General features: G+C 46.1%; 14 protein-coding genes. 6 read left to right on the top strand and 8 right to left on the bottom strand.

Annotated elements, in window-relative coordinates:
- Positions 1 to 268: 268 nt before the first annotated feature.
- The 4 genes from KJB35_RS12785 to KJB35_RS12770 all read right to left on the bottom strand — a co-directional run bounded on the left by KJB35_RS12785 (position 269) and on the right by KJB35_RS12770 (position 3,267).
- A complete protein-coding gene (locus tag KJB35_RS12785) occupies positions 269 to 598 on the bottom strand; it encodes an SMR family transporter (RefSeq protein WP_005478614.1) in 330 nt (109 codons plus the stop codon).
- Positions 595 to 999 carry an SMR family transporter gene (locus KJB35_RS12780; protein WP_005379135.1) on the bottom strand — a complete coding sequence of 135 codons (405 nt, stop codon included), beginning with the start codon at positions 997 to 999 and terminating at the stop codon, positions 595 to 597. Before KJB35_RS12780 ends, KJB35_RS12785 begins: the two co-directional genes overlap by 4 nt.
- 269 nt (positions 1,000 to 1,268) lie before the next feature.
- On the bottom strand, positions 1,269 to 2,204 hold the full coding sequence (locus KJB35_RS12775; protein ID WP_005379132.1) for a LysR family transcriptional regulator: 936 nt from the start codon (positions 2,202 to 2,204) through the stop codon (positions 1,269 to 1,271).
- A 55-nt stretch (positions 2,205 to 2,259) separates the two neighbouring features.
- A complete protein-coding gene (locus KJB35_RS12770; protein ID WP_047103689.1) occupies positions 2,260 to 3,267 on the bottom strand; it encodes a substrate-binding domain-containing protein in 1,008 nt (335 codons plus the stop codon).
- Positions 3,268 to 3,486: 219 nt separating this feature from the next.
- Between KJB35_RS12770 and KJB35_RS12765 the strand changes: the two genes are divergently transcribed.
- The 6 genes from KJB35_RS12765 (at position 3,487) to KJB35_RS12740 (ending at position 11,180) form a co-directional block, all read left to right on the top strand.
- Positions 3,487 to 4,839, top strand: coding sequence for a serine/threonine-protein kinase (locus tag KJB35_RS12765; RefSeq protein ID WP_053349772.1), 1,353 nt, complete (start codon positions 3,487 to 3,489; stop codon positions 4,837 to 4,839).
- A gap of 13 nt (positions 4,840 to 4,852) precedes the next feature.
- Complete coding sequence (locus KJB35_RS12760; RefSeq protein WP_213908239.1) at positions 4,853 to 6,325, top strand: chromosome partitioning protein ParA; 1,473 nt, start codon at positions 4,853 to 4,855, stop codon at positions 6,323 to 6,325.
- Between the two features lie 2 nt (positions 6,326 to 6,327).
- Positions 6,328 to 6,900, top strand: a complete 573-nt coding sequence (locus KJB35_RS12755) for a sigma-70 family RNA polymerase sigma factor (RefSeq protein ID WP_005379118.1) — start codon at positions 6,328 to 6,330, stop codon at positions 6,898 to 6,900.
- 2 nt (positions 6,901 to 6,902) lie between these two features.
- Positions 6,903 to 8,462, top strand: coding sequence for a hypothetical protein (locus KJB35_RS12750; RefSeq protein WP_213908238.1), 1,560 nt, complete (start codon positions 6,903 to 6,905; stop codon positions 8,460 to 8,462).
- Between the two features lie 263 nt (positions 8,463 to 8,725).
- Positions 8,726 to 11,047 (top strand): acid phosphatase, encoded by a 2,322-nt coding sequence (locus KJB35_RS12745; RefSeq protein WP_213908237.1) that lies wholly within the window; start codon positions 8,726 to 8,728, stop codon positions 11,045 to 11,047.
- Complete coding sequence (locus KJB35_RS12740; RefSeq protein WP_012841245.1) at positions 11,037 to 11,180, top strand: hypothetical protein; 144 nt, start codon at positions 11,037 to 11,039, stop codon at positions 11,178 to 11,180. The genes KJB35_RS12745 and KJB35_RS12740 overlap by 11 nt, the downstream gene beginning before the upstream one ends.
- Positions 11,181 to 11,255: 75 nt before the next feature.
- Here the strand turns inward: KJB35_RS12740 and KJB35_RS12735 are convergent, their stop codons facing one another.
- From KJB35_RS12735 to KJB35_RS12720, 4 genes are all read right to left on the bottom strand, one after another.
- On the bottom strand, positions 11,256 to 12,275 hold the full coding sequence (locus KJB35_RS12735) for an SPOR domain-containing protein (protein ID WP_213908236.1): 1,020 nt from the start codon (positions 12,273 to 12,275) through the stop codon (positions 11,256 to 11,258).
- 157 nt (positions 12,276 to 12,432) lie between these two features.
- On the bottom strand, positions 12,433 to 13,383 hold the full coding sequence (locus KJB35_RS12730) for an ABC transporter permease (protein WP_005384239.1): 951 nt from the start codon (positions 13,381 to 13,383) through the stop codon (positions 12,433 to 12,435).
- A 2-nt stretch (positions 13,384 to 13,385) separates the two neighbouring features.
- A complete protein-coding gene (locus tag KJB35_RS12725) occupies positions 13,386 to 14,363 on the bottom strand; it encodes an ABC transporter permease (protein ID WP_005379110.1) in 978 nt (325 codons plus the stop codon).
- A gap of 147 nt (positions 14,364 to 14,510) precedes the next feature.
- The gene (locus tag KJB35_RS12720; RefSeq protein ID WP_005379109.1) at positions 14,511 to 16,064 is read right to left on the bottom strand and encodes an ABC transporter substrate-binding protein; all 1,554 of its coding nucleotides are present in this window, start codon (positions 16,062 to 16,064) and stop codon (positions 14,511 to 14,513) included.
- Between the last annotated feature and the right edge of the window lie 10 nt (positions 16,065 to 16,074).

Here is a 16,074-nt window from a genome sequence, read left to right as displayed (position 1 = left end):
CTCTTCCACAGCACTTTTTGTTGGTAGATTCTGAATCACGCTCGTCTCTTGCTGTTCAAAATGACGAACTTTAGGATTGGCCTCTGTTCTTTTTAAAAATGAATGAGTCCGTCATTCCGACGAGCCTAGGCGAGATCAGGAATCTAATATCAAGGTGCTGTGAAGCCAGAGAAAACCCCTCTTCCACAGCACTTTTTGTTGGTAGATTCTGAATCACACTCGTCTCTTGCTACTCAGAATGACGATATCTAGCATTCATTAAATTACATCAAGCGGTCTTCATCACCACGACGGCAGCAATCACCACAAAGATACCAAACCAGCCGATTGGCTTGAGTTTCTGCTTAAACAGCAAGGCTCCACCCACTGCGGTACCCAAGATACCGATCGCACCCCAAGAGGCATAAGCAATGGCTAAGTCGATCTCTTTCACCGCTTGTGCCAACAGCGTGAATGCTGTCAGTACCAACACAATCGCCGCAATGCCCCAGCCTTTATATTTAAAACCTTTTGAGCGTGTCAGCGCCATATTGGCCATGATATCGACCAAGGCAGCCATCACGACAAATCCAAATGACATCGTAAAAAATTGACTCATGATTCGCACCTTGTACTAGTAGAAAATGAACGTTCTTTTGCCGGTTTATCGGCATTTTTCTTGGCGTTAGGTTGACCATGTGATTCCCCTAAGGTCACACACACAATGCCAACAACGGCTAACATCAAACCAAACAACTCTTGATGGTTTAAGTTGGCATCAAAGGCGATGATCGACACCACGGTGATCAACGAGATACCTAACCCTTCCCAGACAGCGTATGCCACACCGATAGATATTTTCTTCGCGGCAAACGCGAGAAAGTAGTAAGAGATTGCGATCAGCACATACATTACGATGTAGCCCCACCACCCGTGCCCTTGTCCGATAAGAGACATAGTGCTGGTGCCAGCCACTTCGGCAACGATGGCGAGCAATAAAAATAGACGTGCAACTAGCATGATTAATCCTCCATCAGAAATTAAAAAAATGCATAACGGAGAATGGTGAATGCCACGTACCTGTATCGACATTCAAAAAGTTAAAAAGATAAAAATGAGCCACTTCTCCTGACTATTTGAGATAAGGTTAGCGCTGGGTAGGAAAAAGAGACAGGTAATTGAGATATTCATTTTTGAATATCTTAAGAAATAAGTTGTCTATGTAATCACACAACATTGATAAGGTTAAAGCATCTGCTCTCTCATTCAGCTGATGCCATCAGGTGACGTCACTGCGTAAAAATCAGCGGCGTATTGAGGGTTTGTCGCACCACTTTATGTAGGTGTCTGTGCAAAGGATGGTTGCGGTTGGTTTGAAGGAAACCGCCAGAGACCACAAACTGACTGAACTCACGATTAACGGGTGGCATTGCGTAAGAGGCGAGTTCTGGCATCAACAATGCCGAGCTTTGACTGGCATACATAATCGCGTCGGTTTCTTGCAACATTTGGCAAGCCAAACGCAAATTATAGGACTTCAGTAACACTACTGGCTCATAACCCATACGTCGATACTCGGACTCCACGGTACAAAGCGGTTTATATGATGCAGGCGCAGGCAAAGAGACGAGTGGTAGTTTGGACACCGTGTCCCAATCATTGCTGACTTTCGACAACGTTGGGTGGTTTTTGCGCGCCAAAATCACTCGTTTTTCAACGAATAACGGGCGCATGTAAATGTCTTTCGACAGCTCGGTCTCTTGGTCAAGAATGCAGTAATCGTGCTCGCCTTCTAACATTTCATCGTGCGAGTAAGTATTCCAGCTGGAAAAGGCAAAGTGCGCTTTGGGAAAGGCTCGATGACAGCCAGTGAGCAGTCGCTGCCCTTGTTCATCCATCAAATAAGGGTCAGTTACAATCGCAATCTGCCCTTGGTATTGCAGTGGGTCGAACACTTCAAATTCTTGCACCACTTTTTCCAGTGGTGCAACCATATTGTCGAACTCGGCGGCGAGACGAATCGCCATGGGTGATGGCTCTACCCCATGTGCTTTACGCACAAAAAGCGGGTCATCAAACACTTGCTTCAACTTCATCACGCCGCGGCTGGCGCTCGGTTGAGAAATGCCAAGCTGCATTGCGGCCAGCTTGATGCTGCGGTTTTCCACCACGGCTTTTAATAAACGCATTAAGTTGAGATCCAATGCATCCAGCTGATGTGCCATACCCTAACCTACCAATACCATTGATGAGCGAATACAAAGAGCAGTTAACAATTAGTTAAACACTCTCTCCCGACGTGATCTGATACCCCATATCGAAGACTTTTTCTTCTTGCGTTTCGCCTTTCAGGCGCGCAATTAATAGCTCTGCGCTCTTTACACCAATTTGGAAACGCGGCGTATCAACGCTGATCAGTTTCGGGCTGATGGTTTGACCGATATCCAGCGCGTTATAGCCCGCCACTGCCAATTGCTGTGGAACTTGAATGCCACGTTGCTGCGCACTCAGCATGGTGCCAATTGCGATGTCATCGTTGGTACAGAACACCCCATCGAGCGTTGGGTGCGTTTCCAGTGCGCGTTCGAGCAAATCATGCGCTAAAGAAAAACTAGAATGATCACCAGTTAATACATGTTTGGGTTCTAGCCCTGCTTCTGTCATCGCGCGATCGTAACCTTGCATCCGCAATTTGGTTCGCGTATCCAGACGCGCGCCAAAATAGACGATTGTACGCTTCCCCGTATCTAGCATCTGCTTAACCACGGTGTACGACGCATCTTCATGATCGAGTCCAACCGCCATATCAATCGGCTCCGATGGCAGTTCCATGGTTTCGACCACCGGAATGCCCGCATTTTTGATCATCTGTAATGTACGCGGCGTGTGATGGCTTTCAGTTAGAATAAGCCCATCGACTTGATAAGAGAGTAATGACGCGATCTTGCGCTCTTCTTCAAGCTCATCGTAGCTAAAATGCGCTAAAAGCGTCTCATAGCCATTGGCTTTGGTCACCATCTCTATGCCCTGAACAAAGGAAGCAAAAATTTGGTTGGACAAAGACGGCAGTAAAATACCAATGGCTTTACTGGAGGACTTTGACAACATCGCCGGTGCACGGTTTTCGATGTAACCCATCTCTTCAATCGCAGTCGCAATCTTGGCCCGAGTCTTTTCTGCCACCGATTCAGGGTTACGCATATAGCGTGAAACGGTCATCTTCGTGACGCCAACCTGGTCTGCGACATCCTGCAATGTCGTACGAGTTTTCTTATTCTGTTGAGCCATAAATATGTGATTTATCAGTAATGTTACAAGTAACATTATGACGAATAGACTCTCTGCCGACAAGTTCAGTGAAAATAATTCGCAAAATCATGACGTTATTACTCCATTAGCCATCAAATTGCGTTTCATGGATTGTGAATCAAAACCGAATAAATAAATGACATTTATATCAAAGTTCTTATAAAATGCCGTACCTAAAAGAATAAGACATTAGTCACAGTGCAGTTAGGCTCTAGCGAAACCCAGATTTACTACCACCTGCTTGATCTGGACGACTCCCAAAAGCAGCAATACCTCCAAGCATTGCAACGAAGTCAACCTGAGCTGTATCGACAACTCGTTCCTCTTTTAGCCAACGAGACACCGGAAGAACAACTAACGCAGTTACTTTATTTTGGTGCTCATCAGGCAACGAACCAAGACGTCGATCTAAGCGGAGAAATCATCAGTAAGTACCGCCTAACTCATGAGTTGGGGCGTGGTGGCATGGGTGTCGTATACGCAGCTCTACGTGCAGATGAAACGTTCGAGCAAGATCTGGCTATCAAGTTTATTCAAAGCAATTTGAGCAATGTGTTAGGGCAACGCGCACTCTTCGATGAAGCTCAACTTCTCGCGCGTCTAAACCATCCTTACATCGCGAAAGTGTTTGACGGCGGTCTCCATCAAGATTCGGTTTACATCGTGATGGAGCGGGTGTTTGGTCAAACTTTGGATGAGTACCTATCTGAAAATAAGCTAGAAAAAACGGAGAAGCTGCTGCTGTTTAAGCAGATCTGTCAGGCGATGGAGCACGCCCATCAGCACCAGGTTTTGCATGCCGATCTAAAACCAGAAAATATACTGATTGATCGTAGCAAGCGTCCCAAGCTGCTTGACTTCAACTTGACTCAAAAAGCGCACTCCAACCGAGAAGATTCACCCTCAGCGCTGATTGCGTTTAGCCAAAATTTTGCCAGCCCAGAGCAGCAAGCAGGACAGGTTCTAACAGAGCAAAGCGACGTGTACTCCTTAGGCAAAATTCTCGCTTTGATGTTTCCATCACCAACAATTTGGTCTGATGTTTACTGGGTGATAAGACGCGCAACGCGTCCTGCCACTCAAATGCGATATATCAATGTTCGAGCATTGCGCATTGATATCGAACGAATTATCGAACGCCGTCCAATCGAGCAGAAAAAAAACTGGCCATTGTATAGCGCCTTTCGCTTGGTACAACGACGTCCCCTTGCTTCGGTATTGTCAGGCATCATTGTGCTCTCTGGTGTGTTATTTGGCAGCGCCATGATGCAAAAGAATATCCAGCTGCAACAAGAGAAGAAGATTGCAGAAGATATGATGTACGAAATGACTCGCCTCATCTTCCACGCGAAGGGGCAAAATGTCGAACATCTCTCAGTGAACTCCATGATGGAGTTAACACGAAGGCGGATACTCTCTAACCCAGATATCCCCAAACATATAAAACAAAAAATGTTGTTGGCGATGATGACACCGGTGCCAGAGAAGCACCTAACTACACCAATGAGTTGTCAGCCAAATTGTGCGTCTAAGGACAGCACCAACCAATAAGGCTTAAAACAAGATGTATACACGTTCAGTGGTATTTTGGCTGTCTGCATTGACGGCTACGTCCACGTTGGCAGCAGACGTTTCAGTTGCCACTTCACACCCACCAGCTTCAACCTTGAAGCAAGGCTACTTTATCGACGCCCCAGTGACTGGCCTGTATTACAAAACCAGTTCCAATATCACTGGCGTCACTCAGCAAGGAGCATTTCATTACCAACCCGGTGATGTAATTAGCTTCTTCCTTGGTAACGATGATAAAGGTTATCTGCTGACGACCTTATCAAGCCAAGAAGTGCTGACGCCGACGATGGCGACAACCAAACCTAGCCGCAGCATCAATATGACGCGTCTGCTGCTTTCTCTCGACAGCACGCCTGAGAATCGTGAGGAAATTGTCCTAGCAAACCGTGTGCTGTCTGATCCTCACTTTCAAAGCCAGCTCAAAGGCCTTGATCTCAATTACCTGGATGACGCTAAACGCTACCTCAATCTCGATTGGGTATCTGTCAATGAGGCGATTGAGCACCTAAACGAAAGCCAGCAGTACATTGAAAAAAATTTTTCCTCTGATGAGATCATTTTTGAACCTCGCGACATGACGTTCAAAAACATCGTCATCAAAAAGAAGGATTGGCAAGGCCGCGCTTGTGCTTACGATCTACGCTATCAGCATCATCCCAAATATCGTCCTCCTATTGGTGAAACTCGATTCACCATCACCAAAGACTCATTGATTGAACACCCAAGCATTGGCGATCATTTTCAAGGCTGCTTCCTCTCGATGAAACGCCCTATCACGGAAGATGTCGTCGAACCGATAAGCAAGTTTGCGGATTGGTTTAATATCGTTGGTTGTTCAATCACAGGGTGCACCCGCAACGACTTGAATGGCTTTTCTCTCGAAGACTTCGATGATGAAGGCGACTGGAAGTACCGCTCCGTTGCCCTCAATTTTGATCCGAGCACCGAGTTATTGATGGAAAAAGTACAAGGTCTCGGGCGTAAAAAAAACATCCAACACAATAACCGCACAGAAATGCTCTGGTTTACGTATCCCAATACTAGCGAACACGACATTGACTACCTCGGTGTGTGGCAGCAAACCGAATACCACCAACAGTCCATGACACAATCGTGCCTATTGATGCGCCACCAACAAGTCATGCGACTGCCGCAAAATACGGACACCTGCCCAACCGATACAAGCCTGTACACCCAAGATGTTACCCGCGAATTTGCCGACATGTGGTGGGTCAACAATAGCGCCCCCAAAGCCGAACTCGCGCAAATGAACGTCATGGTACGTTGGTCAACAACCCCATCCGAAATCAATTACACCACCTGGGAATACTTGCCTGCTGGTGCAACTTGGGAGCAAGGCATTTTATATCGCTATCAACAAGATGTTCTCCGCAACCAAGACGGTTCCGATCGCATTGAAACCCACACCATTTCTGAATTTGTCAAAGTGAGCGAGGATGTATAACCATGGCAACAGCAGTAGCACTGACACAAATCATTCAACAATGGCAATCTGGTGATAAACGAGCTGAGAGCGAGCTCTATCAGTTTGCTTATTTACAGTTGCGTAAGATCGCCCAACACGAGCGTGAACGAAATGCAGAAAAGTACGGCACCGACAACAAAGTACTGGCAGACAGCGTCAACAGTACCACGGCATTAATTCATGATGCTTACCTGAAAATGTCCAACTGCGACATGAGTGAAATTGAAACAAAGCGCGATTTCTTTTTGATGGCCGCCAAAGTGATGCGTCAAATCTTGATCGACAACGCACGCTCGCACCAAGCACAAAAGCGTCAACACATTACATTGATGAGAGATGAAGAAGATCGTTTCGAACAATTGATTATCATGGATAAAGCTCTGGATAGTTTCAGTAGCCGCTATCCACGCCAATCGAGCGCACTCAAACTCAAGTATTTAATGGGCATGAAAAACCAAGAAATCAGTGAGCTACTCGAGTGCAGCGCAAGCCTGATAGAGAAAGACCTCAAATTCTCTCGCAGTTGGCTACAATCACGAATGGCGCACACGTAATCATGAACAAAAAGCTTTGGATAATCGGCGCAGTATGCGTCGGTTTGTTCGGTATTTACTTCATTTCAAACAAACACAATTTGGCATCTGTGAAAGACTCGTCAGACAACGCCGACAAGTCAACCCAGCAAGCACATCGTCAATATGAGCGCACATCTTTAGTTGAAGTAAAGCAAGCGTTGACAGGTTCTGCGTTGGATCGCACTCCTAAAAAAACGGGAGATGACGCATTTAACTCCGCCCTTTTAGGACAACCAGGCCCTGTTACGAATCCATTTCATACCACAGAAGACAACACGTTTTACGAGTCAGCATTGGGTGATAAGAACAGCCGACCACAAGAGGACCCATCAGAGAATAATAAACCCATCATCAACCTCACTGTGGAACAGCAGCTACAAACCATTATTTATGCTTGGGAGCTGAAACAAAACTCTCCGGTGAGTTATTCGCTCAACCTTAACCAGCTTTTTGAAGACCCAGATGGCGATCTCCTCACCACTCAGATTTGGCTTGAAAACGCCAATGGGTTAAGAGTCCTCAACCAAGGACAAATGATGGTGCAAGGAGCGCCTGAGGAAATAAAAACCACCACATATTTAGCGGTAGCAGCGCGCGATGATTATCACGGTAATAGCGATCATGCATGGGTCACAACGCGCTTTGAGTTACCCGTTATCACACCCGATCAAAATGACACAGAACACTCGTTAGTTGGCGATGTAGTTTATCGCCTAGAGACGACACAAAGTCTTGCCGGTATCGCGTACGCGTATGAAGTGGTGTATTGCGAGGCCTTTCAGTTTGAGGGGGGCGAAGTAAGTTATGCCGCCTCACACAACAAACGCCAGTGTCCTGAAAAGGGAGACTTGAAAAAAGTGGGCAAGTACAAAATCAGTGATGACTCGTTGATCGTTTATGTCCAAGGTGTACGCCAAATTTGGACCATCAAAAAAGAATACCCATCTCAGGTTCATGAAGATACTCGGAACTACTTCACCACCGTGTTTGATGGTAAACAATTCGAAAGCTACACCATGCAAAAAAACAAGCAGTCCATGGAAAAACGCATCAATGTCCACACTGGTGAGTACGAATATCAAGGAACGTTGTTTGACTACCTCTTTCCCATTTCAGGAGGGGGTTACATAAACGGGACTGCTAGCAACTACATATTTGATAGAAGTGTTCAGGGTAACGAACCAGTGCACAAGCTGGACTCTGATCTCAATATGAAATCAAATCAACATGACCTATTTTGTCATGATTATTTATTTTACTGGTACAGCTCTATCGTAGCGGGGCGAGGCGAGTTTGCCGATATTATCTCTAGCTCAATGGATTTTGACGGCGTAAATCCTATACATTGTGCTGAATGGCCAGATAATTACTGGCAACGAACATTTATGTTTTACAACCTTGAATACACAGATTACGACATATTCATTCCAGGCGAAGTCTACAGTTATGTGCTTAAACCTCATCCTCAATTTGCTGATCGCGTTGAGGAGTTTAAGATCAACATGATTTATCACGCCCCAGCCCTTACTAACACCCAATAAACCTTTATTTACAGATGGTTATTTTGACAAAACAATCATCACCAAAATAAAACTGGAAGCGTGATCAAATTATCAATTTTCCATCATAGACAAAAAATAGAAATAAATTTTACGGGTTTTGTGCGGATTTTCGTGTCTTGAACCTAAGCTCAATAGTCATTAAAAAGACACCACTCTCTTATATCTCACTAGTGAGATCTAAGGAAAAAAATAATAAAAAAAGCGACTTTCTCATTCGGAAACGAAACAAGGACAAATAAATAATGAATAAGGTGAGTTTACTAGCAGCGTCAGTGGCTATCGCTCTTACAGGCTGTGGCGGTTCAGATGGTGGTTCAAACAGTGCTAACGACGGCGTTGTGATCACAGGTTTTGACGGCTACTTCAAGCATGCCGTTGTTTTTGAAGATACGAACAACAACGGCCAATGGGACACTCAAGAAACATTCCTTGGTCTGACCGATGAGAAAGGTCAGCTTAAATTGGATGCAAAACCAGAAAGCACTCTAGCGCTGCAGACCATTACACCAAACGGTGCAAAGCAGAAACAGCTTATCGCTTTGGATGCTAAAGAGTACGCTGGCAAATACACGGTTGATATGGATCATCCAGGCCAAGCCATGGCCCACGAAATCGTGTTCCGTGCACCAACATCGTCAAACGTGATTTCACCTATCACGGACCTTGTTGCGATTGAAATGGCAAAAGATCCAGCCATTAGTGAAGAAGACGCGAAAGCGAAAGTAAACCAAGCGCTAGGAGGCTCAGAAGAAGCACCAATTGATCTGTACAGTGATTTTGTTGAAGGTGCGACAAAAAACGCCGAACTACATAAAACCGCTCAGATTCTGACCGACTCGAAAGCACAAAACCCAACGAACTACGAGAAAAAAGCCACGGAGTTTGCTCAAGCGGCAAACCAAGAAGTGGAACGTCTTGTTGCATCTGGCGAAAACATCAATGACCCAAATCTACGTCCAATCATCACTGACGCGACCCCAGACAGCGACACCTTAGCACCTGAAACGGCAGTTAATAACAAGCTAACCGTAAACAAAATCGTCGAAAAGGCAGCTAAAGATAAGCTAGAAAAACTACCAAAAATCGTACAAGGCGTGGACTTTGATGGCTTAGAGCTAGACATTGAAGGTCTATTTGCAGACAAAGACCAAAACCTTGTGACAACCAAACTGACGCACAACTTTGCAGGCACAGGCATTGAAGTTGTGCAAACTGGCAACCTGATTGTTCTACAACCAACTGCAATCGTAGAGAAAGCTGGTGATTTTGAGATTGTTCTAACGGCGCAAGACATTGATTCGTCAGGTAAGGTTTTGGGTACGGTAAGCACCGTATTTAAGTTCGAAATCGAATCGGCAAACTTACCACCAATGGTTGTAGAAACAGAACAAGCGCATCTGCAGTCCATCGTTGATGGTTGGTACCTACAACAAGGTGAAGTATTTGAACAAACGCTCGATATTTCTAGCTTGTTCCAAGATAAAGACGGTCATATCACCGACTACTCAGCGGACTATGTGGACATTGAAGGTCTAACAGTATCTGAGGATGGTAATGCAATTATCACCATTAAAGGCACACCAACAAAAGCAGGTGAAGCTGGAGCAACACTTGCGATTAGCGCAACAGATGGCCATACCGCGGTACAAATTGCGCTCAGCATGCCAACGGTTATCGAAGGCGTCACGCCACCACCAGTAGTACCGACTTTGGGCTTCACTCACGAGCACTTCAACGGTCAAGAATGGAAAATGGGTAGCTTTGCACAGAAAGATGGTGAAATTGGCTACGCCATGTTGATGCAAGATTCTGAAGGCCTACTATTCTGCTGGGGTTCAAACCACGATGAGATGAATCAAGAGTACAAAGCGAACATCAGTGACTTCCTAAAAGACACATGGGAACACGATGCTTACGCCATTCTTGCCGATCTGGACCAACAAACTGGTTACACAGAATACAACAATAAAGACTGTAACGACGTTGAGCTGAAAGACGGTAAGCTATACAACAGCTACGGCGACGAGTATGAAATGTTGTACCAGCACAAAACCGAGCATAACGGCACTCAAATGATCGTTAAAATATCAGATGATGAGCTGTTCTGGATGGACTCAAGCAATACCCCATTTGCAGAATCACTTTCGGTTGCAGAACACATCAAACACGGCACGGTAGAGCATGACTTGATGGTAGAAAGTAATGGCACAGGCGACGACACAGTCCTGAAATACTCGTCAGGTGCGTACGAATACGACACTGATACTTACAACTACACTTCGTTCATGCCAACAGGATTCCAAACTCCAGGTAATTGGGAAATCCAGAATGATGAAGACCGTGAACTGCTGATTCTAGAAGAAACAGGCTCAGAGTCAGATTACAAAACTCGTCATCGTTACATCAACCGCGATTTTGGTGACTTTTATATTGGTATTCGTTGGAGTAAAGAACAAAACGGTCATGAATCCGCACCGGAATATGGTCTGTACTCTAACAGCAAAGAAGCCATGACAAGCATCGCGAGTTCACTACCGATTTTGGAGCCTGGTGATGATGACTAAAGCAACCATCGTTAACCCTTGCTGTGATAGCGTGCATTTGCGTAGAAGACGCAGAACACTTTGGGAACGATTGGTCGGCATCAAAGAAGTGTATATCTGCTCTAACTGTCACAAAGAAACGCCACTCAAATAGCGATAATATTTGAGACCGCAAAAAAGCCCCGAACTCGGGGCTTTCTTCTATATTTTGACCGCAATATCTGAGTCGTTATTTCACGCACACCACGTTCAATAATGAGGTCCCGGTGAGCTGATTGGGCTCACGATCGGCGAACAAACCTTTCTTATCTTTGCCCCAATACGGCAGTTGCAGTGGCCATTGATTTTTTTCCATCACCCCAGACGCCCTCAGCGCTTTAAACTCTGCAGGGTTAGCTAAGTTCATACCCAGTTGCTGACATACTTTGTGCGAGTTTTCGTAGTTGAGGCGGTTCCACGGCTTACCATGTTCCATGTAAAACTGATTATGGTGATCGAGTAAATATGGGACCACGTACGTTTTGCCCTGTACTGAAGTTCTCAACCGAACTTCAATGTCATCATTTCCAGTGACAATTGGCTTCGCTTTGGTCTTAGCAACAGGCGTAGACGAAGAGCTATCACGTGAACTTTTTGCCTTGGTATCTGGCTTCTCTGCCCGCGCTTTAAAGGCGTCGGTATCAGCTCGCACAGCAGGAACTGGCGCGGGTTTCGGGGTCACCGTCGGTGTTGGCTTAACCGAAGATGCGGCTGATTTCGACGATACAGTAGATTTAGGTGTAGGTGGTGTTACTGGTTGTTTCGTCCCTTTCCCAACCACTCGGATGAACGCCTCTTTGTAGTTCGACAAGGTTTTGACTCCTCGTAAGTCATCCCTCGCATCAGACAATGCCTTGTAAGGTCCAATCAAACAGCGATAGCCTTTGGATTCAGGCTTCATCCATACGTCAGTCGTGATTTTACTATAGAGAGGCTTAGCTTTCGCGAGAGACATAGGCTTGGGTAGCAATCCGCATTGAATCCAGTAAAGGTAGTTGCCCCCCTGCGGCACTTTCTTTCCCCATACTCCGTTACCAATTGGGCACGTTTTCTCAAGCATCGGTAATTCTTTCTCGCTGGCTTGAGTGGCTTGGCAAAGGAACTCCTCCGCCGATACTGGGCTAGAAAACTGGGCGCATACCAGCAACAAGCCGAAAGCTAGGCTTGCTTGGAAGATACGAGATGGGTGTTGTGCCTTCTTCATTTCCATACACTTCACTCTAAATTAGTGGGTAAGGTCATTATGGCGGCAAAGCGCCAAAAAAATGTGAACAAAGAATAACTAGCAAAAAAAGAGCCGGAATTTGCATCCGGCTCTCAGTTTAGGAAGGAATTAAGCGAATTTACAACGCTTGGCGGGAAAATTCTTAACCTTTGTACAGTTTCGGGTTGAATACGTCTCGTAACCAGTCACCCAATAAGTTGATAACCAGAACCAGTGTAACCAACACGATGCCTGGGAAGGCAGTAATCCACCACGCACCTGAGAAGATGTAGTTAAAGCCGATGCTGATCAGCGCACCTAGTGACGGCTGATCAACAGGAAGACCCAAACCTAGGAATGACAGTGCCGCTTCCGACATGATCGCGTTCGCTACCTGTACCGTCGAGATAACCAAGATTGGCGATAGACAGTTCGGCAGAATGTGACGGAACATGATTCGCGGAGCTTTAAAGCCCATCACACGCGCCGCTTCGACGTATTCTTTCTTCTTCTCTGCCAATACCGAGGCACGAATAGTCCGTGCGTATTGCGGCCATTCAGCCACACCGATGATCACCACCAGCATCACCACTGCGTATTGGCTGTAAAAATCGCTGCCAAAGCTGGCTTTGAAAATGGCCGATACGATGATCGCCACCATCATGGTTGAGAACGATAGTTGAACATCCGCAAAGCGCATCAAGAAGCTATCGATACGACCACCGAAGTAACCCGCCGACAAACCAATGATGATACCCAGAATCAACTGAAGACCGACGGCTAAAAAGCCTATCGTCAAAGACAAACGAGAACCGTAAAGAATGGTCGATAAAATATCACGGCCTTGCTCATCAGTACCAAGAACAAAACGCTCATCGCCATCTTCCATCCACGAAGGTGGCAACTCAGAATCCATGATGTCGATAGACGTCAGATCGTACGGGTCTGTTGGCGCAAGAATCGGTGCAGCCAATGCCAATACTAAGAACATCATAAAGACGGTAAAACTCGCCATCGCCACTTTGTCGCGTTTGAAGTAATACAGAAAATCTGACTCTTTGAAACGCTGCCACGCTGATGGAGCAGGAGCTGGTGTTAAATTTGATTGGCTCATGATTAAGCTCCTTTTCCAGTTAGGTTCACAGTTGGGTTGATGATGCCGTACAGCAAGTCAACGATGGTATTGGTTACCACGAAGATCAGACCAACAAAGATAACGTAGGCAGTGATCAGCGGTGTATCTACACGGTTGATTGCCTCTAGGAAAAGGAAGCCAGTGCCCGGCCATTGGAACACGGTTTCAGTAAGAATGGTGTAGGCCACCATGGTACCAATCTGCACGCCACCTACCGTCAATACTGGTAGCATGGTGTTCTTAAGTGCATGTTGGTAATAAATCTTTTGTAAGTTCAAACCTTTTGCTTTGGCGAACTTAATGTATTCCGAACTCAGAACTTCCAGCATTTCTGAACGCACCAAGCGGATGAACAACGGCAACATGATAGACGCTAGCGCAATACAAGGTAGGATGAGGTGCTTGATACCATCAATGGTAAAGAAGCCAGATTCCCAACCGAGTACGTTAGCGGTTTCACCTCGCCCATAGGAAGGCAACCAACCGAGTTCTATTGAAAAGACATACATCAGCATGATTGCGGTTAAGAACACCGGAATCGAGATACCGACACTGCTCATCGCCATCACAAATTTGGTAAAAACACTCTTAGGATGAATCGCAGAGTACACCCCAAGCGGAATAGAGAAAACAATGATGATAAGCGTCGCGCCAAACACGAGCTCTAATGTAGCTACCAGCTTGTCGAGGATCACCTCAACCGCAGGTCGCTTGAAAAAATATGAGGTACCCAAATCACCTTGCAGTGCATTACCCACAAAGCGCGTGTACTTTGTGATAAAGGGATCGTTCAGGCCCAAGTCGTCGCGTAGCGCTTGACGCTCCGATTCCGAAACCGACTGACCTACAAGCTCACGCAGCGGATCACCCAGGTTGTCCTGAATGGCAAACGCCACCAAACTGATCACAAACATCACTATCAGTGCCTGAAACAGGCGCTTGACCAGAAACGAAAACATTCCTTGCCCCTTAACTATCCATAGATCTCTAAATTAGAGAGAAAATTCAGTCTAAATAACCAACTCAATCCGACTGAAACAAAACTGAGTCGAGTGCTTTAAGTTGAGGAGGGAAATCCATCCCTCCTCAAAGTCGACTAACCGTGATTATTCAACCACTAGGTCACCGAAGTAAGGCATTACCATTGGGTTAACGATATCTGCCGCTTTCACGTTAGACTTCGCGCCCCATGCTTCACTTTGCCAGTGTAGCGGTACGAATGCTGCGTCGTTGTATAGTGTCGCTTCTACGCCCTTCAGCATTTCTGCACGTTTCGCAGGGTCCGTCTCTACGTTCGCAGCTTCAACCACTTTGTCCATTTCTGGGTTTGAGTAGTAACCACAGTTGTACTGACCACGACCGGTTTCTTCGTTACGAGTCATAGTTAGGAACTCGTTGAAGTTCGCTGAGTCTTCTGTATCTGAGTGCCAACCGATCATCAGCATGTCTGCCGCACACTTGTCGAACTCAGGCCAGTACTGCGCTTTTGGCATGGTCTTCAGATCAACCTTGATACCGATCTTAGACAACATTGCCGCCGCCGCTTGTGCTACTTTCGCATCGTTCACGTAACGGTTGTTTGGTGCGATCATCGTTAGCGTCAGGCCGTTTTCGTAACCCGCTTCTTTCATCAGTTCTTTCGCTTTCTTCAAATCGTAGCGAGGTACTAGCTTGTCATCGTGACCTACGTAACCTGCCGGGCTTTGCTGACCAGCAGCCGTTGCGAAGCCTTTCATGATTTTCTTCACGATACCTTCGTTATTGATTGCGTGAACAATCGCTTGGCGAACGCGAACGTCTTTCAATGCTTCGTTGCTGTTTTGGTTTAGTTGGAACGTGATGATACGAGTACCAGGCAGCGTGACGAGGTCGATTCCGTCAGCATCTTCAACGCGTTTGTGGTCGTTTGGCGCTACAGGGTGAATCATGTCTACACCGCCAGAAAGCAGCGCTGCTACACGAGTTGCGTCTTCTTTGATTGGCACAAGTGTTAGCTTATCAACATTACCTTTCGACTCTTTGTCCCAGTAATCTTTAAAGCGTTCAAATTCCACTTTTACGCCCTGTTCACGTGAAGTCACAATGAATGGACCCGTGCCAGATACGTTAGTCGATGCAAATGAGTTACCGTGCTTCACTAACTCAGACTTGTCTTTGCCGTCCGCAGTTTTGCCAGTGTAGAACTTGCTGTCCATTGGGAAAATGTACGTTGCGGTTTGCAACACTAGTGGGTAAGGACCTTTAGTTACAAGATCGAACGTGTTGTCGTCAACTTTGACGATTTTTTCGTACGGGTCGAAGATGTTTTTAAAGTCAGGAGAGCTTTGTAAACGCTGGAACGTCCACACGACGTCGTCAGCCGTTAGAGTATTGCCAGAATGGAATTTCACACCTTCACGTAGTTTGAAACGAACAGTCGTATCGTTAATACGTTCCCAGCTTTCTGCTAGGCGAGGCTCGAAATCCATTTTTTGAGTAAAGCGAACCAACGGATCAAATACCATGTGTGACATTTGCAGTGTGCCACCTGATAGCTGCTCATGTGGGTCAAGCGATACTGGGTCAGCTGCATAGCCAACTTTGATATCTGCTGCCATTGCGTTAAAGCTTAGGCCCGCAGCCATTAGCGCCACTGCTAATTTGCTTTTCATGGTTTTCATTTGCATAACT

This window comes from Vibrio sp. D431a, from assembly GCF_030248655.1.
In the GTDB taxonomy this organism is placed as follows: domain Bacteria; phylum Pseudomonadota; class Gammaproteobacteria; order Enterobacterales; family Vibrionaceae; genus Vibrio; species Vibrio alginolyticus.
The sequence above is the reverse complement of the archived record's forward strand: the minus strand, read 5'-3'. Positions and strand labels throughout refer to the sequence as shown.

Excerpts from the sequence above, each read along its gene's own strand:
- KJB35_RS12785 (WP_005478614.1), bottom strand. The coding sequence starts at position 598 with ATGAGTCAATTTTTTACGATGTCATTTGGATTTGTCGTGATGGCTGCC.
- KJB35_RS12780 (WP_005379135.1), bottom strand. The coding sequence starts at position 999 with ATGCTAGTTGCACGTCTATTTTTATTGCTCGCCATCGTTGCCGAAGTG.
- KJB35_RS12775 (WP_005379132.1), bottom strand. The coding sequence starts at position 2,204 with ATGGCACATCAGCTGGATGCATTGGATCTCAACTTAATGCGTTTATTA.
- KJB35_RS12770 (WP_047103689.1), bottom strand. The coding sequence starts at position 3,267 with ATGGCTCAACAGAATAAGAAAACTCGTACGACATTGCAGGATGTCGCA.
- KJB35_RS12760 (WP_213908239.1), top strand. The coding sequence starts at position 4,853 with ATGTATACACGTTCAGTGGTATTTTGGCTGTCTGCATTGACGGCTACG.
- KJB35_RS12755 (WP_005379118.1), top strand. The coding sequence starts at position 6,328 with ATGGCAACAGCAGTAGCACTGACACAAATCATTCAACAATGGCAATCT.
- KJB35_RS12750 (WP_213908238.1), top strand. The coding sequence starts at position 6,903 with ATGAACAAAAAGCTTTGGATAATCGGCGCAGTATGCGTCGGTTTGTTC.
- KJB35_RS12745 (WP_213908237.1), top strand. The coding sequence starts at position 8,726 with ATGAATAAGGTGAGTTTACTAGCAGCGTCAGTGGCTATCGCTCTTACA.
- KJB35_RS12740 (WP_012841245.1), top strand. The coding sequence starts at position 11,037 with ATGATGACTAAAGCAACCATCGTTAACCCTTGCTGTGATAGCGTGCAT.
- KJB35_RS12735 (WP_213908236.1), bottom strand. The coding sequence starts at position 12,275 with ATGGAAATGAAGAAGGCACAACACCCATCTCGTATCTTCCAAGCAAGC.
- KJB35_RS12730 (WP_005384239.1), bottom strand. The coding sequence starts at position 13,383 with ATGAGCCAATCAAATTTAACACCAGCTCCTGCTCCATCAGCGTGGCAG.
- KJB35_RS12725 (WP_005379110.1), bottom strand. The coding sequence starts at position 14,363 with ATGTTTTCGTTTCTGGTCAAGCGCCTGTTTCAGGCACTGATAGTGATG.
- KJB35_RS12720 (WP_005379109.1), bottom strand. The coding sequence starts at position 16,064 with ATGAAAACCATGAAAAGCAAATTAGCAGTGGCGCTAATGGCTGCGGGC.